14 protein-coding genes are annotated in these 20,204 nt (G+C 66.0%); 13 read left to right on the top strand and 1 reads right to left on the bottom strand.

Annotation, left to right across the window (positions count from 1 at the left end; all coding sequences use genetic code 11):
- The first annotated feature begins 2 nt into the window (after positions 1–2).
- The 9 genes from V6D91_RS08505 (at position 3) to V6D91_RS08465 (ending at position 14,266) form a co-directional block, all read left to right on the top strand.
- Entirely contained in the window at positions 3–1,274 is a 1,272-nt protein-coding gene (locus tag V6D91_RS08505) for a hypothetical protein (RefSeq protein WP_347319546.1), read from the top strand.
- 30 nt (positions 1,275–1,304) lie between these two features.
- Positions 1,305–2,057, top strand: a complete 753-nt coding sequence (locus V6D91_RS08500) for a hypothetical protein (protein WP_347319544.1) — start codon at positions 1,305–1,307, stop codon at positions 2,055–2,057.
- Positions 2,058–4,340 carry a UDP-forming cellulose synthase catalytic subunit gene (bcsA, locus tag V6D91_RS08495; RefSeq protein WP_347319542.1) on the top strand — a complete coding sequence of 761 codons (2,283 nt, stop codon included), beginning with the start codon at positions 2,058–2,060 and terminating at the stop codon, positions 4,338–4,340.
- Positions 4,337–6,631 carry a cellulose biosynthesis cyclic di-GMP-binding regulatory protein BcsB gene (locus V6D91_RS08490; RefSeq protein WP_347319540.1) on the top strand — a complete coding sequence of 765 codons (2,295 nt, stop codon included), beginning with the start codon at positions 4,337–4,339 and terminating at the stop codon, positions 6,629–6,631. Before bcsA ends, V6D91_RS08490 begins: the two co-directional genes overlap by 4 nt.
- 27 nt (positions 6,632–6,658) lie before the next feature.
- Positions 6,659–7,684, top strand: coding sequence for a glycosyl hydrolase family 8 (locus V6D91_RS08485; protein ID WP_347319538.1), 1,026 nt, complete (start codon positions 6,659–6,661; stop codon positions 7,682–7,684).
- Positions 7,681–9,930, top strand: a complete 2,250-nt coding sequence (locus tag V6D91_RS08480) for a cellulose synthase subunit BcsC-related outer membrane protein (protein ID WP_347319536.1) — start codon at positions 7,681–7,683, stop codon at positions 9,928–9,930. The genes V6D91_RS08485 and V6D91_RS08480 overlap by 4 nt, the downstream gene beginning before the upstream one ends.
- Before the next feature lie 164 nt (positions 9,931–10,094).
- Positions 10,095–10,751, top strand: coding sequence for a hypothetical protein (locus V6D91_RS08475; protein WP_347319534.1), 657 nt, complete (start codon positions 10,095–10,097; stop codon positions 10,749–10,751).
- Between the two features lie 327 nt (positions 10,752–11,078).
- A complete protein-coding gene (locus tag V6D91_RS08470) occupies positions 11,079–12,131 on the top strand; it encodes a peptidoglycan-binding domain-containing protein (protein WP_347319532.1) in 1,053 nt (350 codons plus the stop codon).
- Between the two features lie 134 nt (positions 12,132–12,265).
- Entirely contained in the window at positions 12,266–14,266 is a 2,001-nt protein-coding gene (locus V6D91_RS08465) for a GGDEF domain-containing protein (RefSeq protein WP_347319530.1), read from the top strand.
- Between the two features lie 529 nt (positions 14,267–14,795).
- Here the strand turns inward: V6D91_RS08465 and polA are convergent.
- Entirely contained in the window at positions 14,796–17,591 is a 2,796-nt protein-coding gene (gene polA / locus V6D91_RS08460) for a DNA polymerase I (RefSeq protein WP_347319528.1), read from the bottom strand.
- A gap of 83 nt (positions 17,592–17,674) precedes the next feature.
- Here polA and V6D91_RS08455 point away from each other — a divergent pair, with 83 nt between their 5' ends.
- The 4 genes from V6D91_RS08455 to V6D91_RS08440 are packed head-to-tail and all read left to right on the top strand — an operon-like array spanning position 17,675 to position 20,204.
- Positions 17,675–18,403 carry a TIGR00730 family Rossman fold protein gene (locus V6D91_RS08455; RefSeq protein WP_347319526.1) on the top strand — a complete coding sequence of 243 codons (729 nt, stop codon included), beginning with the start codon at positions 17,675–17,677 and terminating at the stop codon, positions 18,401–18,403.
- A gap of 2 nt (positions 18,404–18,405) precedes the next feature.
- Positions 18,406–18,723, top strand: a complete 318-nt coding sequence (locus V6D91_RS08450) for a DUF2782 domain-containing protein (RefSeq protein WP_347319524.1) — start codon at positions 18,406–18,408, stop codon at positions 18,721–18,723.
- Positions 18,724–18,732: 9 nt separating this feature from the next.
- Positions 18,733–19,674 (top strand): homoserine kinase, encoded by a 942-nt coding sequence (locus V6D91_RS08445; RefSeq protein ID WP_347319522.1) that lies wholly within the window; start codon positions 18,733–18,735, stop codon positions 19,672–19,674.
- Positions 19,671–20,204: a TRAP transporter small permease subunit gene (locus V6D91_RS08440; protein ID WP_347319520.1), complete on the top strand. Its 534-nt coding sequence runs from the start codon at positions 19,671–19,673 to the stop codon at positions 20,202–20,204. Before V6D91_RS08445 ends, V6D91_RS08440 begins: the two co-directional genes overlap by 4 nt.

The following is a 20,204-nucleotide window of genomic DNA, read 5'->3' as shown; positions in this document are numbered from 1 at the left end:
CGATGTCCCAGGAACTCCACAACGCCCTGATTCGCACGCGCTGGCAGGCCTGGACCTTCATCGCCGCCTTCGGCGCGCTGCTGCTCGGCTTCGGGGTCAGCAACCTGGTCACCTTGAGTGACGGCGGCCTGGTCAAGACCAGGGCGAACGGCTGGGACGACTTCACCGCCGGCAAGCCCATGCGCGCCCTGGCGGAGGACCTGCGCAGCACCCCCCTGGCCGAGTGGCTGGGCCAACGCCAGCGTGAGATCGGCTGGCTGGCCTTCAACGACACCGGCCCGCGCGTCCAGCAAGGCTGTCCTGGCTGGCTGTTCCTGATGGACGAGCTGAAACCGCACCGGAATGCCGCGCAAAATGCCGAGGAGCGCCTGGACATCGCGCTCAAACTACACGCGGCACTGGCGGCGCGGGGCAGCCGGCTTGTGGTCGCGCTGGTACCCGACAAGACCCGGATCGAGCGCGACCACCTCTGCGACCTGCCACGCCCCGCCGCACTTGATACCCGCTATGATCAGTGGGTCCGCGGCCTTGCGTCCGCCGGCGTGACGGTGGTGGACCTCAGGACCGCCCTGGCCCCCGTCAAGCAGAGCCAGGGCGCCGCCTTCGACCGGACCGACACCCACTGGAGCCTTGCAGGCGCCGAGGCTGCGGCAAGCGCCGTGGCCGCCCAGCTCAAGGCCATGGGCTTCGCGCCTGCCTCCCCCACCCTGATCGAGCATCATCCGACGGATATCCGGCCACGCTGGGGCGATCTCGTTCGCCTGGCTGGCCTGGACGGGCTGCCCGAGGCCTGGCGCCCCGCCCCCGATCAGGTCGCCGGCATGCATTTTTCCGCCAGTGCCCAAAAAGCAACGGAAGTGAGCGCCGATGCCCTGTTCGGTGATGCCGCCCATCAGAGGGTCGCCTTGATCGGCACATCGTTCTCTCGCAACGCCCACTTTGCCGATTTCCTCGCCGCGGCGCTGGCAAGCGAAGTGGGCAACCTCGCCCGCGACGGGGGCGGCTTTGCGCAATCCATGTCCGAGTTTCTTGAGCAGGAAGCACAAAACGAGGCCCCCACCCCCTGGATTGTCTGGGAAATGACCGAGCGAGTGTTGCAGGAGCCGCTTCAGGATATCGATCGCGCCCTGCTGGCCAGCCAGGTGGCCTTATCCGCGCGTCACGCCAGTCTCGCACAGACACCACCTGCCAAGGCATGCCAGACGGCGGCGGGCGGGCAGGGGCCTCTTTGTGTCGAGAAGGAAGGTCCGGAGGTGAGCCATGCACGCCACTGACATATCCCCATCCATCCAAGGCAAGAGCTTATGCGCACCATTCTGACCTTCGGTGCCCTCGGCACGGCGCTGGCTTCAACGCTGCTCCTCGGGCCGCAATGGGGCATCGCGCTCGGGTTCCTGGTCTACATCGCCGGCAACAACGTGCTGCTCACCCGGGAAACGAACAAGCTCAAGGCTCAGTTGCACAAGAGCTTCAACGATCTTCCCGACCTCGTGAACGAACTGGTGCGGCAACGACTCCTGGAGCTGGAACAGGCCCCGCCGCCTGCGGCCGAGCCTCCCGCCACGCCTGCATCCGAAGAGAAGACCAAGCCCCTGCCCGAGCTCGAACAACGTCTGTCGGCACTGGACGGCAAGTTCGAGACCCTGCTGCACCTGCTGATCTCACGGGAAGCCCAGGCCTCGCCTCCTCCCGGGCAGCAGCCGGACTCATCACCGGAAACGGCTGGCGAGACATCCCCGCCCAGCGAGCCGCAGGACGACCCGACCTCCACCCGGACCATCGAGGTGCCGCAAGCCGCCGCTCCTAGCCCGACGGCGCCCTCCGCTGACCCCGCCGCGGAACTTGCCGCCATACGCGAGCTGCTGGAAAAAATGGCCATCATGCTCGCCCAGCAGGGCGAACCCGCTTCGAGCGACAAGGAGACGCACGTGACCACAGCCGAGGCCAACCAGAACAGCAGCACGCTTGCGCCGAGGCCCACCATGGATCAGCTGCGCGCCGAGCTGGACAAGCTCGCCCTCGAGCTGCGCCGCGAACTCGACCGCCCCGCCATCTAAATGGGCACGGAGCGCTTCCGAGGCATCCTCGAGCCCCTGCTCGCCCGCCAGGGCATGGTGTTGTGGCTGGCCGCCATCTTCGCCCTGCTCTGGCTAGCGTACCAGCCGCTCCCGCGCGACACCCAGGCACTCCTGGTGGGGGTATTCGTCGGCATCCTTTTCCTCATCATGTGGAGCGTGGACCGGCTCGAGACCCACCAGGCCCGTGAGATGAGATGGCTGCGCCTGATCGCCATCCTGCTGGCCGCCTACATCAGCCTGCGCTACATCTCCTGGCGCATCAACTACACGATCAGCTACCACGACCCCATGAGCACGATCGGCGCCCTGCTGCTGCTCGGCGCGGAACTCTACGGCTTGGCCATCTACCTGATCGGGGCCTTCGTCAACGCCTACCCGACCAGCCGCACCCCGCCCAAGCTCCCCGACGATCCCGACCAGCTGCCGACCGTCGACATCCTGATCCCGACCTACAACGAGGATCCGGAGCTGCTGGAGCTGACCCTGCTGGCCGCGACCCAGGTCCGCTACCCGCGCCACCGCTTCAAGGTCTACCTCTGCGACGACGGCGGCACCGTCCAGCGCCGTAACCGTCCCGACATCGCCGCGCAATCATGGGCGCGGCACCACACCCTCCAAGCGCTGTGTGAGAAGGTCGGCGCGATCTACGTGACGCGGGAGCGAAACGAGCATGCCAAGGCGGGAAACCTCAACACCGCGCTCCGGGATCACTGCCGCGGCGAACTGGTGCTGATCCTTGACGCAGACCACATCCCCACCGTGGACATTCTGGAAAACACCGTCGGCTTCTTCCTCAAGGACCCCGACCTGTTCCTGGTCCAGACGCCGCACTATTTCATCAACCCCGACCCGCTGGAGCGCAACCTGCGCACCTACGAGCAGATGCCCAGCGAAAACGAGATGTTCTACACCGTGATCCAGCACGGCCTGGACTTCTGGAATGCCTCGTTCTTCTGCGGCTCCGCGGCCGTGCTGCGCCGCAGCCACCTTGACCGCATCGGCGGGATCGCCGGCGAGACCATCACCGAGGATGCCGAGACCGCCATGGCCCTGCACGGCCAGCACGGCCTGAACAGCGTGTATTTCGGCAAGCCCATGGTCGCCGGCCTGCAGCCGGAGACATTCTCCAGCTTCATCGTGCAGCGCACGCGCTGGGCGCAAGGCATGGTGCAGATCTTCCTGCTCAAGAACCCCTGGCGCCAGCCCAGGATGAGCATCGCCCAGCGCCTGGCCTACACCTCGTCGGTGTTCTTCTGGTTCTTCCCCTTCGCGCGTCTCATCTTTTTCATCGCGCCCTCGCTCTACCTGCTGTTCTCGCTCCAGATCGTCGACGCCTTCATCCCCCTGGACCTGGTGGCCTACGCGATTCCCCACGTCCTGGCCGCGATGATCCTGGCCAACATCCTCTATGGGCGCACCCGCTGGCCGCTGATCTCGGAACTGTACGAGACCATCCAGTCCGTGCACGCGCTGCCGGCCATCCTCAACGTCCTGCGCAATCCGCGCTCCCCGTCCTTTGCCGTGACCCCGAAAGGGGAGCGGCTGGAAGAGAACTTCATCTCGCAGCTGGCCCTGCCCTTCTACGTGATGCTGGTGATCGACATCGTCTGCATCATCGCCGGCGTGATCCGGCTCTATGTCGTCCCCGAGGACCTCGGCGTCATCACCCTGACGATGACCATCACCATCGTCAACATGGTCTACTCGCTGGCCGCCATTGGCGTCATGCTGGAAAAGGCGCAAAAGCGCTCGGCCTACCGCATCCCGGCCCAGCTGATTGATATTCCGGCCACACTCATGCTCCACACAGAAGAACTCCCCATCCGGATGATCGACCTCAGCCATGCCGGAGCCGGCATCCTCTCGAGGCAGGGCCTTCCAAAGCAGCAGAAGGTCAAGCTCAGGGTGAACATCCGGGCCTGGGACATGAAGACGGTCGAGATCCCTGCCCGCCTGGTCAGGCACCAGTACGTAGGCGCCCAGCGCTGGGAGCTCGGCCTCCTGTTCGAACCGCAGACACTCGAGGAAAAACGCGCGATCATCGCCCTCGTCTACGGCGACAGCGACCTGCACCAAGCCAATCAGCGCCGCCGGCAGCACCGTATCGGCCTGATGGAGGGCCTGCTGTTCCTGATCAAGACGGCCTTCGAGCATGGATTCGGGAATTTCGCCTTCCTTACGCGACTGTTTTTCGGTCGCCTGCTTGAGCGCCTGCAAGCCCTGTTCACATCCAAGCAAAAGGACCTGAGGAGCCCCTCATGAGACTGCCCATCCATCGGCCCTTGCGGGCCATCGCCCTCTGCATGCTTGGGCTGCCCGCGGCCCTGGCCAGCCCTTCGGAGGCACTGCAGTTCAGTCACAATGAGGGCGAGTACAGCATCCCGCTCGGCTGGCTCAATGGAGGCAACCGCGCACCGCTCGAACTGCGCGGCGCCGAGGCACGCAAGGCCCTCAGCCTCCCCGTGCCCCAGCGCCTCAAGATCGAGGACGTGAAGCTGGAGATGGTGTACACCAACTCGATCTCCATGCTCCCCCGCTCGCAGCTCGCCGTCACCCTGGACAACCGCGTCATCGCCCAATTGCCGGTCAAGGCCCATCAGCCCGACAACGCCGCCCGCATCGCGCTGCCGCTGGACGGATTCAGGCCTGGGTTTCGTGAAATCGGTTTCCGCGCCGCCCAGCACTACACCGACGAGTGCGAGGATCCATCGGCACCGGAGCTTTACTCCCAAGTGGATGCGGCCCACTCCGCCCTGCGCCTGAAGGCCTCGCGCCGCCCGATCACCCCATCCCTGGCCAGGCTGACGGACATCTTCGACCGCCGGCTTTGGCTGGATCGCTACACCCTCGAACTGATGATTCCGCGCGGCAGCCTCGGGCAGGACGAGGACCTGCGCCAGGCCGCCGCGCAAGTCAGCCAGTCGATCGCCGCGACCTTCGATTACCTGCCGGTTGCCGTCCGCATCAACGAAATGAACCCGGCGCCGGCGAAGGCCGGCGAGCCCCGGCTTCGCTTCCCTGGCGTGCAGTTGCCGGACCAGGCCTGGGACGGCGTGCTGCTTGGGACGCGCGACCAGCTCGCCCCCTTTGTCAGCGCCGACATCCTCGCGAACATCAAGGAGGGCTACATCGGGCTGTTCCAGAGCGACCAGGACCCCACCCGCTCGATCCTTGTGATCAGCGGCATCACGCCTGCCCAGGTGCGCCAGGCCGCCACCATGCTGAACCTGCCCGGCATCGCCCTGCCTGACCGTGCGGATGTCTCCGTCTCCAAGCTGCGAATGGATCAGGGATATCAGCGCATCAAGCCGCTGGAAGATGAAAAGGGCTGGACGAGCTTCGCCAACTTCGGTTTCAAGACGACCACGCTAAAGGGCATGTACCCCACCCCGGCACGGCTCGAGTTCTGGGCCAGCCGCGAGATGCAGGATCCCGCCAAGCCATTCATCGAACTTGAGCTCAACTTTGCCTACGGGGCCGGATTCGACAAGAAGTCCGGTCTCAACATCATGCTCAATGGCCAGTTCATCAGGGCCCTGCCCATGCAGGACCCGCACGGAGAGCAATTCTTCAAGTACAAGGTCAAGATTCCCACCATCAGCCTCCGCCCTGGCAGCAACGAGCTGAAATTCGTACCCACCATAATCGGCGAGGACCTGGGCGGAGCCTGTGAGCCGATCTTCACCGAAAACCTGCTGGTTTCCATCTTCGAGGATTCCCGCCTCGAACTGCCGCCGGTGGCCGACTACATGAGCCTGCCCGACCTCGGGCTGCTCGCACGGACCGGCCTGCCCTACACCCGTGCCGCCGACGGCCTGGGCGTCGGCGTGATGGCCGCGGACATGGAGCCCGCCACCCTCAGCAGCGCGCTCAGCCTGATCGCCAAGCTGCGCCAGGTCAACAAGGCGCCACTGACTTCGCTCCGCTTCCTGTCGAGCCAAGACAAGCTCGGAGAGCTGGACGGATTGATCGTGGTCGGCCCCGAGCGTGCGCTTCCGGAAGCGATCCGCAAGGAAATGACCGCATTCATGCCCAATCAGCGCTGGCAGGCCTTCAACGTGGGGTCGCACCAAGCCACCGACGTTGGCCAAGGCATCAAGCGCTGGGTCGACCAGCCCCAGACTCCCCTCGTCCAATTGACGTCCGTCGAGAAGCACGCGAGCGCGGAACTCGCCTTGAGCGATGGTCTCGGCGCCAGCGCAGCGCTGGTCCAGTACGTCTCGCTCTCGACGGGCATCCCGGTCACGGTGCTGACCGCTGCCCAGGCTCAGTACCTCCAAGAGGGCACGCAACGTCTGGTGGAGCACTCCACCTGGGGGGCTATGGATGGCTCCGCCATGTTGTGGACCATGGATGGCGAGGCCACAGCCAAGGCCCACCCTGCGGACAAGGTGTTCATCGGTGAAAAGTCCGCCATGAGCCCTGGCAGCCAGATCTTCTCCAACCACCCCTGGCTGGCGATCCTGATCACGCTGGCCGTCATCCTGCTGGCGGCGACGCTGAGCTGGTGGCTGCTGCGCCAGCGTGCACGCCGACTGGATCAGGCGGCCTGATCCGGCCGCCCATCGTCGAGGTCAACCATGAAACCTTGGACACTGATGCTGATGAGCGGATTTCTCTGGGCGGTTTTGGGGGGGGCCCAGGCGTCATCGCTGCTGCCCGACGCCGACTGGCGGGCCTACAAGACCCACTTCATCAGCCCTGAGGGGCGGGTGATCGATACCGGCAACCGCCAGATCAGCCATTCCGAGGGCCAAGGCTACGGCATGCTGCTGGCCCTGGCCGCGGAAGACCGCGCCACGTTCGAGTCCCTCTGGGGCTGGACGCAGAAGAACCTGCAGCGCGAGGACAAGCTCTTCGGCTGGCAATGGAATCCGAACAGCAATCCGCCGGTGCAGGACTGGAACAATGCCACGGACGGGGACCTGCTGATCGCCTGGGCCCTCGCGCGTGCCGGCGAGCGCTGGAAACGGCCCGAGTGGGTCACCGAGGCGCGAGTCATCGCCGAGCGTGTGCGCGCCACCCTCATTGCCTCCACCTCGTTCGGCCCCGTGCTGCTTCCCGCGCAGCAAGGCTTCAAGGAGGGAGAGAACCTTACGCTCAACCCCTCCTACTGGGTCTTCCCGGCCTTCAAGGCACTTGCACGGATCGACCCCGACCCGGTCTGGCAAGCGCTGCCCAAGTCCGGCCTGTCCCTGCTGGCCCTGACCCGCTACGGCCCTCACCAGCTGCCGCCGGACTGGGTGATCCTGCACGCCGACGACCATCTCGGGCTGCCGTCGGATCCCGCCAAGCGCCGCGTGGGCTTCGAGGCGGTGAGGCTGCCCATCTATCTCTGCTGGTCTGGAATGAAGGACCCCATCCTGATGCAGGGTTTCCTCCAGGCATGGCCGAACGACGATGCCCCCGCCTGGGTGGATCTAGCGAACGGTGACCGGGCCGCCTATCCCCTGACCCTGGCCCAGCGCGCCGTCCGCTACCTCGTGTCCGGCTGCCTGGACAAGGCAACCGGACCTCGGCCCCCGATCGACGCGAAGGACTATTATGGCAGCACCCTGACCCTCTTCGCCCAACTCGTCCTGACTCGCTCCGAAGCGTTGCCATGAGATACCCGGTCTATCTGTCGCCGCTGATCCTCCTTCATGCCCTGCCCGCCGGGGCTGAAGTCGAGCTTATTCCGGCGCCCTCCAACATCGAGGAAACGACCCCGATTCGCCGCTCCGGAAGCATCGAGGCGATCCAGCCCCTTCAGGAGATGCAGAAGCCCCCCGCCGTCGGCGTGGAGCGGCAGCGTCCCGCGCCGGCGAGAAGCGCCCTGCCCACCGGCGCCATGGAGTCAATCCAGCCGCGCGGGGCGGCCAAACAACCCGCCTCCGAGGCGGTGAAGAAAGCCGCCCAAACCAGCCCTGCCAAGGACAAGCCCGCCGCAGGTGGGGGAAGCCCGGCGCCATCGAAGCCCCAGCAAGAGGCCGTAGCTCACGGGCATCCTCCTGCGCGGCCCGCCCCGGCCGCCCGTCCACCGGCCGAGGGGGCCGCCCCCTCGGGCCTGGCCGATGACGCAAGCCTTGCCGCGAAGCAGGCTCGCGGGGATGAAAGCCTGAAGAAATACGATCAAGCCATGATCGCCATCGCGGAGGCCTCCAACGCCGGGCGCAAGGAGGATGCCCTGCGCATGATGAAGGAGATCTGGGACGACGCCGTGCGCCTCGAGGACTTCGGCACGCTGGGCGCCATGGCCTACACCGCCATGGCCCTCAACGACGAGGCGACGGCCGTCATGGCCGCGCGCAAGGCGGCCGAACTGGTGGACGACGACGAGTTCTACGAGATCCTGGCCAACGTGCTGATTCACTTCAACCGCCTTGGAGAGATGCAGGACGTCCTCAAGAAAATGGGGCCCAAATCTCCCGAGCGGAAGCGGGTAATGGCGAACTTCGCCGTCAACAAGGCCAAGGTCGCCTTTGACCAGGGCAACTATTCCGAGGCCGAGCAGGCCTTGCTTGAGCAGCACGCTGCCCTCGACGAAGGGGGGTTGGAACTCCTGGGCTGGACGCAGTATCGGCTCGGCAAACTCGAGGATGCCGCGCAGCAGTTCTCGGCCGCCTATGCCAAGAAGCCAGCCAACTCGAATGCCCAGGGCCTGGCCTTCAGCCTGCATCGTCTGAAGCGGTACGAAGAACTGCTGGAGAAGGCCAACGCCAAGCCAGGCCCGTTGGCTGAACTGCTCTCCCCTGAGGTGAAGGAGGCCATCAAGGCGGGCGGGAAGCGCTTTTCTGTCGGTCCAGATGGAAAACTCGCCGTGGCCAGCGCCACCTCCAACGAGCCCCCCCCGGGCGTGACGGTCAAACTCGAGAGCATGATCCGCGAGAAGGCCGGCACCCCTGGCGAGGGCCGGCTCACCCAAACCACCTCTGCCCTCACCGCCAGCTGGCAGGGGGAAAGCGACAACATCAGCCTCAAGCTGGAAGGGCAGCGCGTCGATGATCATGTCGACGAGGTCTCGGGCAAGGGCTTCTACGCCCTCTGGCGACACACGGGCGAGAATGGCCTGATCTATCGACTCGGCATCGGCCGCTCCGCCACGGGAGAGCTCAGAAGCGAGCTTCCCTATCTCGCCCCTCGCACCATCTATACGGGAGCCGCGGCCGACCCCGCGTGGATCGGCGAGGCCGGCATCAGCTACTACACCTCAGACTGGGGGCTCAGCGCCCTCCTGTTCAGGCGCCCAAGCGATGAAAGCCTCCTGGCATTCAGCGGCAAACGGACCGACGCCTATTCGGCAGGCTGGGGGCGGGTACTGCAAACGGGCCTGACCCTCAGCGGCAACCGGCGCCTCGGGGATTGGAGCGCCATCGCCTCCCTCACGGCCGCCTCCTTGGCCGGCGAGAACGTGGCCGACAACAAGAAATACGAACTCTATAGCCGGGCACTTCGCCCAATCACCTCCATCCCAGGCCTGTCGCTCGGACCGGAACTGATCCTGAGCCATTACCAGCGCAACCTCAGCGCCTTCGAGTTCGGCCACGGCGGCTATTTCAGCCCGGATCGCTACGTCCAGCTCGGTGCCGTAGCCAAGTATGAAACTCATCTGGACAAGCTGGAGCTGAATCTCCAGGCGGGTATCGGCCACAACTGGAACTGGCAGGCTGCCGCGCCCGGCAACCCGCTGACAGGCGAGGAGCCCGGCAAATACCCGGCCTCGAGCGGCAAGGGTATTGTGTACAGCGCCCTTGCCGACGGCGCCTGGCCGCTGACGCCTCAATGGCGCATCGGCATCACGCTCGGTGCGCAGGAGAGCGCCAGCTACTCTGACTGGCGCCTGGGCCTGTACGCCAAGGGCTTCTATGATTGACCCCGAGCTAAGGCGCCGTGTAGTTTCCCCCCATGCGACGTGGCTTGCGACCTCCGGGCGGCAAGCACCATCGCCATGTCGCCCCGTCCCGCGGCCGCCGATCCAATCCAGCGGGGAGCGGAGTGGGCAAGGACCGTATCAATCCCCCTGAATGGAGACCTCTCATGTCGGCAACCGCAGCACTTGCTGGACTCACCTTCCTGGTCATTGGCGAGAGCCACATGGCGACCCCGCACTACCTGATGAATCCGCTGCATGAGAGCCTCACGGAACAGGGCGCCAACGTGCACTCCATCGGGGTGTGCGGGGCGTCGCCGATGAAGTGGATCAAGCCGACGACGACCGACTGCGGTCGTGCGGAGCGCATCGGCCAGGGCGCAGCCAACGAAATCCTGGGCCAGGCCGAAGGTGTCGCCGTCAAGGATGTCATGGCCAAGGACAAGACCGATGTCATCCTGGTCGTCATCGGCGACACCATCGGCTCCTATGCCAACGCCGAGTTCCCAAAAAGCTGGGCCTACCAGGAGGTCACCGCGCTCACCAGTCTGATCAAGGAGACCGGGGCGCAGTGTTACTGGGCCGGCCCGGGCTGGGGCCAGGGGGGCAAGCGTTTCAACAAGGCGCCCGAACTGGTCACGCGGGTGAACGAGTTCCTCGCCGAGAACGTGGCACCCTGCACCTATATCGACTCCACCAAGTTCGCCAAGCCGGACGAATGGAAGACCGTCGACGGCCAGCATTACACCGGCAAGTACTACCGGGCCTGGGCACAGGGCATCACCGAGGCCATCCTTGCCAACCCACCGAAGAAGGCTCCCTGACCGGGAATCCGAGGCACGCCCGACGTCTCGCGCCCCATGCCCGAGTCCACACGAAACGCCGATCACGTCGGCGTTTCGCATTTGGGGCAAGGTCTGGCAGCACCTGGATCGTCCTGATTCAGGCATTATCTAGCTCGAACGAACCGGGTAACATGCACAAGCGCCTGACCGTCCTTGGCCAGCCAAGTCTCCGTGACGCGGATCGACGCACGGTGCGACCCTGTCCAGCGCCTTCGGGAAGCGCGGATCAGCGCAGCTCTTGAAACCTTGATGCCTAGGCCTGAAGTGATGAGACCGTCCCCTCTTCTGATGTCGATGATGCTGGGCATGAGCCTGGCCGGATGCGCGAACATCCCCGATGGAGCACCCTCGGCCAGCAACACGCCGGCCGCAACGCTCCCCCCTTCGCCTCAGGCCGAAGCCATCAAGCCATCCGCACAACCCGTGCCCCAGGCCGCGGCATCCGCGACCGCAGCGTCGACCGCCCCCCCCCAGCCCCTGTTTCCTGCCAGCCAGCCCACCATCCGCCCGGGCGAGTGCTGGGTGCAGGCAGTGATCAATCCCAAGCCGGTGCAGAAGCCCTTGGAGATCGTCGTACGCGATGCCGTCAACGACATCGAGATCACCCCGGCGATGGTGGAGGCGGCCCAGAAGGAGATCATCGTGCGCGAAGGAGGCGTCACCTACCGCATCGAGCCGCCGGTATACAAGCGCATCAGCGAGAAAGTCATGGTGCGTCCGGAGATTCGCCGTTCGGTCGTCGTGCCGGCCGTGTTCGAAGAGCGTGAGGTGACTATCGAGATCGAAGCGGAACGCACCGTCCTTGAGCGCTGCAAGGTCTCCACCGCCCGTCGCGCGCCCGACATGCCCGTGCAGACCCTCTGCTCGCGACTCATCCCGGCGAAGACCCAGACCATCAAGCGCAAGATCCTGGTGCAGCCGGAAACCACCCGCGAGGTGGTCGAGCCGGCCGTCTACAAGGAGGTCTCGCGCTGGGTGATCGAGATCCCGGCCCGCGCAGTCCCCATCGACATTGCCCCGCGGACCGCGAATCTCCGGGTGCAGGAAATCACCAGCCCCGAGCACGTCGACGAACAGCAGCTCCCCCCCGAGATCAAGCGCCTCATCGCCACCCATTATGAAGGCGAGCCCAGCGTCGTATTCCGCCGCGCCGTGTGCGATCACGAGCTCACGCCCGCCCTCGTGCAAACGCTCCAGGGAGCCTTGAAGCAGGCCGGCTTCGACCCAGGCCCCATCGACGGCAAGTTCGGCAGGCAAACCCACCACGCACTGCTGGCTTACCAGCGGCAGAACGGCCTGGCGCACGGTGCCCTCACTTACGAGAGCCTCGAGCATCTGGGCGTGACACCGGATCGATAAGGCAAGAGCGTGTCACCACCCCATCCGGACGCCCCCGCGGAACGCGCCCACAGGAAAGCCCACGAGGCGGGTGACCAAGGAACAGCGCCTCGACCGCCCTCTCGCCTGGGCGCCCCGGACTGGAAGTCTCGACCATGATTTCCACCTCTTCCCCGCATGACCTGCTGCTGGTCATCGGCTTGGCCTGGGTCGCGATCGCCAGCCTCGCCCTGGCTGGCCTCATCTGGCGACTGTGGTCCTTGCGCCGCCAACTGCTCGACCTTGCCAGTGGCGCCGGCTCCCCGCCCCCACGGCGATCGATCCAGGAAGCGATGGCCCATCTGCAGGCCATCGTCGCCGCCCAGCACAACCTGCTCGCCCAAACCACCCGGGCCCGCGATCAGCTCCGTGACGCCGCCCGCAGTGCGGAACACCTCAGACGGCAACAGTGGGCCGCCCAGCAATTGTTCGCCCGCCTCGACGAAGGGGTCTTCATGGCCAGCCATGACGGAAAGGTGTTCGAGGTGAACCCCGCGCTGGAGCATCTCCTCCAACGCCCGGCCCACCAGATGCGCGAGCGACGGCTGGGAGACGTGCTGGCGCCCGAAGACACGCCGTTCTTCCAGAACCTTTGCGGCAAGATACTCCAGCTCGGCCACTGGGAAGGACGCCTGGTCCTGCGGCGTGCCGATCGCTCGACCTTTCCCGCCTTCCTGCGCCTCCTCAGCCTGCTGGACGATACGGGGCGCCCCCAGTATCTGCTTGGCGTGCTTCAGGATCTCAGCCCGGTGGAGGAAACCCGCGCCCAGCTCCACCAGCTGACCCACCACGATCCCCTCACGGGACTACAGAACCGGGCCAGCTTCCTCGACGAGGTGGACGCCATCCTCCAGGCTGACCCCAAACGCCACTGGCTGCTGGCGATCATCGGCATCGACCGTTTCACGATCGTCAACGACACCCTCGGGCCGCATCTGGGCAACCGCATCCTCGTCCAAGTCGCGGCCCGCCTGCGCCACGCCCTCCAGCCCAGCGAGAGGCTCGCCCACCTCGGCGGCGACGAATTCGCCCTGCTCATGCCCCTGGTCGCGCCGGAGTCCAGTCACGCACGCGCCCTCGAGCGGGCCGGTACCTTCCTGGAGTCCCTGCGTCGCCCGATCGAACTCAAGGAGCCGCGCTACACCCTGAAGCTCACCGGCAGCCTAGGGATAGCCGTCTTCCCGCACGATGGCCGACGGGCCGACGAGCTGGTGCAGGCCGGACATCTCGCCCTTCTCCACGCCAAGTCGAACGGCGGGGACCAGGCCGCGCTGCACGACGTTGCCATGTCCCAGCTGATCACCCGCCGCTTCCACCTCGAACAGGGGTTGCGCCACGCCCTCGAGCGACGGGAGATCGAGTGCTTCCTGCACCCCCTGATTGCCGCGCAGGCGGGTCAGCTGGAAGGCTTCGAATGCCTCATGCGCTGGCGACATCAGGACGGGGCCTATGTCCCGCCTGAAGAGTTCATCCCCGTGGCCGAAGAAACTGGCCTGATCATCCCTCTGACCCAGTGGCTCCTCGATCAGGCATGCCAGCACCTGACCAGCTGGCGCAACCGCTCCGGCAAACCCCTGTTTCTGTCCCTGAACATCAGCCCCCGTCAACTGCTCGATCCCAAACTGCCCGAGATGCTGATCGGCACCCTGCAGAAATACCGCCTCGACCCCACCGCCCTGATGCTGGAGATCACCGAGTCGGGGCTGGTCGGCAGTATCGACCTCGTCCGTGAGCGCATCCTCCAGCTCGCCATGCGCGGCTTTTTGATCGCCGTGGATGACTTCGGCACCGGCCACTCCACCTTGAGCCTGCTCAACGAGCTGCCGATCGACAAGCTCAAGATCGACCAGAGCTTCATCCGCGACCGCATCCCCGAGGATGCCGAAGCGGTCAAGATCGTCGAGACCATGCTCGCACTGGCCAAGGGCCTGCAGCTTGCCGTGGTGGTGGAAGGGGTGGAGACGCCCGAGCAGGCCCAGTTCATCCGCCAGCACCTGCCTACCGCCCTGCTGCAGGGCTTCCTGTTTGGCCCGCCACAGCCGCTGCATGCCTGGGATGGCCTGCTGCTGGAAGGCAAGCTGCCAAGCTATGACTGGGGCAAAGAAAAGGGGGCGTAGGCCCCCGAAAATGGCAGATTGCGCATGATGGGCCCCGCGTTCCTGCGAGGTGGCATCTCGCCCGCCCTTGCGACGGACTTAACGATTAGTTCCTCCCCGGCGGCAAAAAGTTCCGCAACCCACCCTGCATGGTAGGAGGCCCGCCCCCCAGGCTGTTTCAAAACTTTTTGAAACAGCCTGGAAATGCGAGCCAGGGATGGCTCGCCCGAGAATCAATCACAGCAAGTGATTGATTCTCGGAGCCCGTCGCGGGCGTGTACCGCGACGAGGCGAGTTTCAAAAGGGCAGGACAGCCCTTTTGAAACAATCTGCCCCGGGCCGATGGGTCGGATCGCGTCGGGGCAGGCTGTGTCAAAAGCCTTTGACACAGCCTGGAAATGCGAGCCATGGATGGCTCGCGCGAGAATCAATCACAATAAGTGATTGATTCTCGGAGCCCGTCGCGGGCGTGTACCGCGACGAGGCGGGTTTCAAAAGGGCAGGACAGCCCTTTTGAAACAGTCTGGGGGGCTCCTATGGGACATCCCCCTCAATGCGCCTCGCCCCAGTTCCTGCCCCAGCCGACCTCCACCACCAGCGGCACGGCCAGTTCGGCGGCCCGGGCCATACGCATCTTCACCTCTTGGGCCAGCGCCTCGACTTGCCCCGCCTCGACTTCGAATACCAGTTCGTCATGCACCTGCATGATCATGCGCGCTGGGAAGCCGCTCTCCTCCAGCCAGGCATCGATGTCGATCATGGCCCGCTTGATGATGTCCGCCGCCGTGCCCTGCATGGGCGCGTTGATGGCCACCCGCTCCGCCTGCTGGCGGCGGCGGGCATCGCGCGAGCGGATGTCGGGTAGCTGCAGGCGACGGCCGAACAGGGTTTCGGCATAGCCCTTGTCGCGGGCCTTCTCACGCGCCTCCTCCATGTAGCGACGCACCCCGGGATAGCGGGCGAAGTAGAGATCGACATAGGCCTGTGCCTCGGCGCGCGGGATGGAAAGCTGGCGCGCAAGCCCGAAGGCGGACATGCCGTAGATCAGGCCGAAGTTGATCGCCTTGGCGGCACGACGCTGCAGGTCACTCACCGCGTCGAGCGGCAGACCGAACACCTCGGCGGCCGTGGCGCGGTGGATGTCCCGCCCCTCCGCGAAGGCCTTGAGCAGGCCGGCATCGCCCGAGAGGTGGGCCATGATGCGCAGCTCGATCTGCGAATAGTCCGCGGAGAGGATGAGCATGCCCTCGGGCGCGATGAAGGCCTGGCGGATGCGCTGTCCCTCCTCACTTCGCACCGGGATGTTTTGCAGGTTGGGCTCCGTGGAGGACAACCTGCCCGTGGAGGCGACCGCCTGCTGGTACATGGTGTGCACCCGGCCGGTGCGCGGGTCGATGGCCTGCGGCAGCTTGTCGGCATAGGTGCTCTTGAGCTTGGCGAGCATGCGGTGCTCTAGGATCACGCGCGGCAACGCGTGCTGCTCGGCCAACTGCTCCAGCACCTCCTCGTTGGTGGAGGGCTGGCCGGTGGGCGTGCGGTTGACCACCGGCAGGGCGAGGCGGGCGAACAGGACCTCCTGCAGCTGCTTGGGGGAGGCCAGGTTGAAGGGGCCCCCTGCGAGTTCGTGCGCCTGGCGTTCCAGGGCATGCATGCGGGTGGCCAGCTCGTGGCTGACCCGGTGCAAGAGGGCGGCGTCGATCCGCACCCCATTGCGCTCGATGCGCATCAGCACCGGCAGCAGCGGAATCTCAATCTGTTCGTAAACACGCTTTAAACCCGGTTCAGCCGCCAGGCGCGGCCACAGCACCTGGTGCAGGCGCAGGGCGATGTCGGCATCCTCGGCGGCATAACGGGTGGCCATCTCGATATCGACCGCCGCGAAGGGAATCTGCTTCGCCCCCTTGCCGGCCACCTGTTCGTAGGTGAGGGTCTCGTGGTCAAGGTGGCGGCGCGCCAACGCATCGAGATCGTGCCGCAGCTGCCCGGCATCCAGCACGTAAGACTCGAGCAGGGTATCGTGCGCGATGCCCGCAAGCCGGAGGCCGTGGTTGGCCAGCACGTGGGCGTCGTACTTCAGATTCTGGCCGACCTTGGCGTGCCGGTCGCTCTCGAGCAGCGGGCGCAGGCGCTCGAGCACCTTCCCGCGGTCGAGCTGGTCCGGCGCACCGGGATAGCTGTGGGCGAGCGGGATGTAGACCGCCTCACCTGCCTGCACGGCAAAGGAGAGGCCGACGAGCTCAGCCTGCATGGGATCGAGGCTGGTGGTCTCGGTATCCAGGGCGATCAGCTCGGCCGCGGCGAGACGCTGAAGCCATTCGTCAAGGGCCGCTTCATCAAGAATGGCGCGGTAAACCCCCTCCCCCCCGGGGGGGGAGGGCTGGGGAGAGGGGGATGCAGCACCCGGAATCGCCGCAACGCCAAGCGCGGGCGCCTCCCCCCTCTCCCCTGCCCCTCTCCCGCCAGGGGAGAGGGGCATGCCCGATCCACCATTGAGCTTCTCCTGCCAAGCCTTGAGGTGGCGCGCAAGCTCGTAGCGTTCCGCAAGCTCGATCAGCGTCGGCAGGTCGGGCTCGGTGGGATGCAAGTCATCCAGCGTCACGGGCAGCGGCACGTCATCGCGCACGGTGACCAGCGTGCGCGACAGGGGCAGATGGTTCAACGCCGCGCGCAGGTTTTCTCCTGCCTTGCCCTTCATCGATGCAGCCGCCGCCATCACCCCCTCGAGCGAGCCGTATTCCTGCAGCCACTTCACCGCCGTCTTCGGCCCGCACCCCTTCACGCCGGGCACGTTGTCGCTGGTATCACCGACCAGCGCGAGGTAGTCGACGATCATCGAGGGCGGCACACCGAACTTCGCCTCCACCCCGGCAGGGTCGAGGCGGGTGTTCTTCATCGTGTCGATCAGGGTGACCCCAGGCGCAGACAGCTGGGCCATGTCCTTGTCACCGGTCGAGATCAGCACCGGCAAGCCCCGCGCGCGCGCCTGGCGGGTCAGGGTGGCGATCACATCGTCCGCCTCCACCCCCTCGACGATCAACAGCGGCAGCCCCAGGGCACGGATCGCCTGGTGCAAAGGCTCGATCTGCACCCGGAGCTCGTCCGGCATGGGCGGGCGGTGGGCCTTGTACTCGGGATAGAGGTCGTCGCGGAAGGTCCTGCCCGGCGCATCGAACACCACCCCCACGAGCCCCGGCTGCTCCTCCAGCACCAGCTTCTGGATCATTGCCAGCACCCCGTGCAGGGCGCCGGTCGGCACGCCGTCGCGCGTGGTCAAGGGCGGCAGGGCGTGGAAGGCGCGGAACAGGTAGGAGGAGCCGTCGACGAGAACGAGGGGGGGCTTGGACATGCTTGATGGATCCTGACGAACTTCCGGCAACGCGGGGCTCCATGGTACCTTTTTCAGACTTTTTCCGAGCCCTTGATACGCGCATGAGCGACAGCGCCCAGCCCCCCCACCGTCCCGCGCGTCCGCCGAAGGACTCCGCCCACCTCGCCCGCGAGTCGTGGAAGGTGTTCCAGATCATGTCCGAGTTCGTCACCGGCTTCGAGACGCTCTCCAGCATCGAGCCCTCGGTCAGTATCTTCGGCTCGGCCCGCTTCTCACCCGACAACCCGTACTACGCCCAGGCGGTCGAGATTGCCAAGAAACTGGCCGATGCCGGCTTCGCCGTGATCAGCGGCGGCGGACCGGGCATCATGGAGGCGGCCAACAAGGGGGCGAAGGGCGGAGCCGCGCCGAGCATCGGCCTGAACATCCAGCTGCCCCACGAACAGCGCAGCAACCCCTACCAGGACATCTCGCTGCACTTCCAGCACTTCTTCGCGCGCAAGGTGATGTTCGTGAAGTACGCCTCCGCTTACGTCGTCCTGCCGGGCGGCTTCGGCACCCTGGACGAGCTGGCGGAGATCCTCACCCTGGTGCAGACCGGCAAGAGCCGGCGCATCCCCATCATCCTGGTCGGAAGCCGTTTCTGGGCCGGGCTCATCGACTGGCTGCGCGACACCCTCATTCCCGCGGGCACCATCGACGCCTCCGACATGGGCCTGTTCCAGATCATTGATGAGCCGCAGGCCGTGCTGGACGCCATCTTCGACTTTTATCAGAACCGCAGCGTCACCCCCTCGCCTGAGGAGCAGCGCATGTTGCTGGAGCTATGACCATGAACAAGATCCTCCTTCCCGCCGCCCTGCTGCTCGCTGCGGCCCTTCCCGCGGCGGCTCAGGACGCCCCGCCGCCGCCTGCCACGAGCGTTCAGACCGAGGCCGTGCCGGAGCCGGAAATCACCATCCGCCCCTCCGCGGACGGGATGATCGAGGAATACCGCATCAAGGGCCGCCTCTACATGGTCAAGATCAGCCCGAAGGACGCTCCGCCCTACTACCTGATCGACAACGACGGTGATGGCGAACTGGAAACCCGTCACAACGGCCCGATGGATTCCCGCCTGATCCCACAGTGGATCCTGTTCCGCTGGTAAGTCTCGCCCATGTCGGTCTACACCCGGGTCGATCGCCCCGCGCTCGAAGCCTTCCTCCATGACTTCGATGCCGGGCTGCTTGTCGAATACAGCGGCATCAGCGCGGGCATCGAAAACACCAATTACTTCGTCACCACGACGCAGGGACGCTTCGTGCTGACCCTGTTCGAACAGCTCTCGCGCGACGAACTGCCCTTCTTCCTCGGCCTGATGGCCCATCTCGCCGAGCACGGTGTACCCACCGCCCACCCGCTGGCAGACCGCCACGGTCGCTACCTGGGCGAGCTATGCGGCAAGCCCGCCGCCCTGGTGCAACGCCTCTCCGGCAGCTCGGTCGAGCACCCCGATGCGGCCCAGTGCGCGGCGATCGGCGCGGCTTTGGCCCGCCTGCACCTCGCCGGCCAGTCCTTCCCGCATGAGCGCGCCAACCCGCGCGGCCCGCACTGGTGGCGCGAGGCGTCCGCCCGCGTGCACGACCGCCTGGGTCCGGACGAGGCCAAGCGGCTGGACGAGGAGCTCGCCTTCCAGTTCGCCCATCGCCATGATCCGCTTCCGCGCGGGGTGATCCACGCCGACCTGTTCCGCGACAACGCCCTGTTCGAGGGCGAGCGCCTGACCGGCATCATCGACCTGTACTACGCCTGCACCGACGCCCTGCTCTTCGATGTGGCGGTCACGGTCAACGACTGGTGCGTCACGGAAAAGCGCGAGCTGGATCCGGAGCGCACCCGCGCCCTGCTTGCGGCCTATGCCGCCGTGCGCCCCTTCACCCCTGCCGAGCACGCCTCCTGGCCGGCCATGCTGCGCGCCGCCGCGCTGCGCTTCTGGCTCTCGCGCCTGGTCGACCTCTACTACCCGCGCGAGGGGGAGCTGACCCACACCAAGGACCCGGACGCCTTCGGCCGGCTGCTGGCCGCCCACGTGCGCGGCACCCCCTCCCTGCTCGCATGAACCGCCTCATCGCCCTGCTCGATGCCCTCGCCGAACACAGCGGCCGCCTGGTGGCCTGGCTGACCTACGGCATGGTGCTGCTCACTGTGCTGACCGTGGCCCTGCGCTACGGCTTCAGGCTCAGCTTCACCGCGCTGGGCGAAGGGGTGAGCTACCTGTTCGCGATGGTGTTCATGCTCGGTGCCGCCTACACCCTCAAGCACGACGACCATGTGCGGGTGGATGTGCTCTACCGCAAGCTCAGCCCGCGCGGGCAGGCCTGGGTCAACCTCCTCGGCACGCTGCTCTTCCTGTGGCCGGTGATGGGGCTGATCCTGTGGCTCTCCACCGATTACGTGCTGGCTTCCTGGTCGCTGCTGGAGGGCTCCCGCGAGCCGGGAGGGCTGCCCTTCGTCTACCTGCTCAAGAGCCTGCTCTGGGTGATGCCCGCGCTGATGATCCTGCAGGGCCTTGCGGATGTACTGCGCTCGATCGCCATCCTCCGCGGTGCCACACCGGCTCCCGCCGACCACCTGCGCACGGAAGTCTGA

Origin of the sequence: Thiofaba sp. EF100, assembly GCF_039822285.1 — a bacterium.
Classification (GTDB): Bacteria; Pseudomonadota; Gammaproteobacteria; order Halothiobacillales; family Halothiobacillaceae; genus Thiofaba.
This window is presented reverse-complemented; position numbering and strand designations above follow the sequence as displayed.

Excerpts from the sequence above, each read along its gene's own strand:
- V6D91_RS08505 (WP_347319546.1), top strand. The coding sequence starts at position 3 with ATGTCCCAGGAACTCCACAACGCCCTGATTCGCACGCGCTGGCAGGCC.
- V6D91_RS08465 (WP_347319530.1), top strand. The coding sequence starts at position 12,266 with ATGATTTCCACCTCTTCCCCGCATGACCTGCTGCTGGTCATCGGCTTG.
- bcsA (WP_347319542.1), top strand. The coding sequence starts at position 2,058 with ATGGGCACGGAGCGCTTCCGAGGCATCCTCGAGCCCCTGCTCGCCCGC.
- V6D91_RS08445 (WP_347319522.1), top strand. The coding sequence starts at position 18,733 with ATGTCGGTCTACACCCGGGTCGATCGCCCCGCGCTCGAAGCCTTCCTC.
- V6D91_RS08455 (WP_347319526.1), top strand. The coding sequence starts at position 17,675 with ATGAGCGACAGCGCCCAGCCCCCCCACCGTCCCGCGCGTCCGCCGAAG.
- V6D91_RS08500 (WP_347319544.1), top strand. The coding sequence starts at position 1,305 with ATGCGCACCATTCTGACCTTCGGTGCCCTCGGCACGGCGCTGGCTTCA.
- V6D91_RS08475 (WP_347319534.1), top strand. The coding sequence starts at position 10,095 with ATGTCGGCAACCGCAGCACTTGCTGGACTCACCTTCCTGGTCATTGGC.
- V6D91_RS08450 (WP_347319524.1), top strand. The coding sequence starts at position 18,406 with ATGAACAAGATCCTCCTTCCCGCCGCCCTGCTGCTCGCTGCGGCCCTT.
- polA (WP_347319528.1), bottom strand. The coding sequence starts at position 17,591 with ATGTCCAAGCCCCCCCTCGTTCTCGTCGACGGCTCCTCCTACCTGTTC.
- V6D91_RS08485 (WP_347319538.1), top strand. The coding sequence starts at position 6,659 with ATGAAACCTTGGACACTGATGCTGATGAGCGGATTTCTCTGGGCGGTT.
- V6D91_RS08490 (WP_347319540.1), top strand. The coding sequence starts at position 4,337 with ATGAGACTGCCCATCCATCGGCCCTTGCGGGCCATCGCCCTCTGCATG.
- V6D91_RS08470 (WP_347319532.1), top strand. The coding sequence starts at position 11,079 with ATGAGCCTGGCCGGATGCGCGAACATCCCCGATGGAGCACCCTCGGCC.
- V6D91_RS08440 (WP_347319520.1), top strand. The coding sequence starts at position 19,671 with ATGAACCGCCTCATCGCCCTGCTCGATGCCCTCGCCGAACACAGCGGC.
- V6D91_RS08480 (WP_347319536.1), top strand. The coding sequence starts at position 7,681 with ATGAGATACCCGGTCTATCTGTCGCCGCTGATCCTCCTTCATGCCCTG.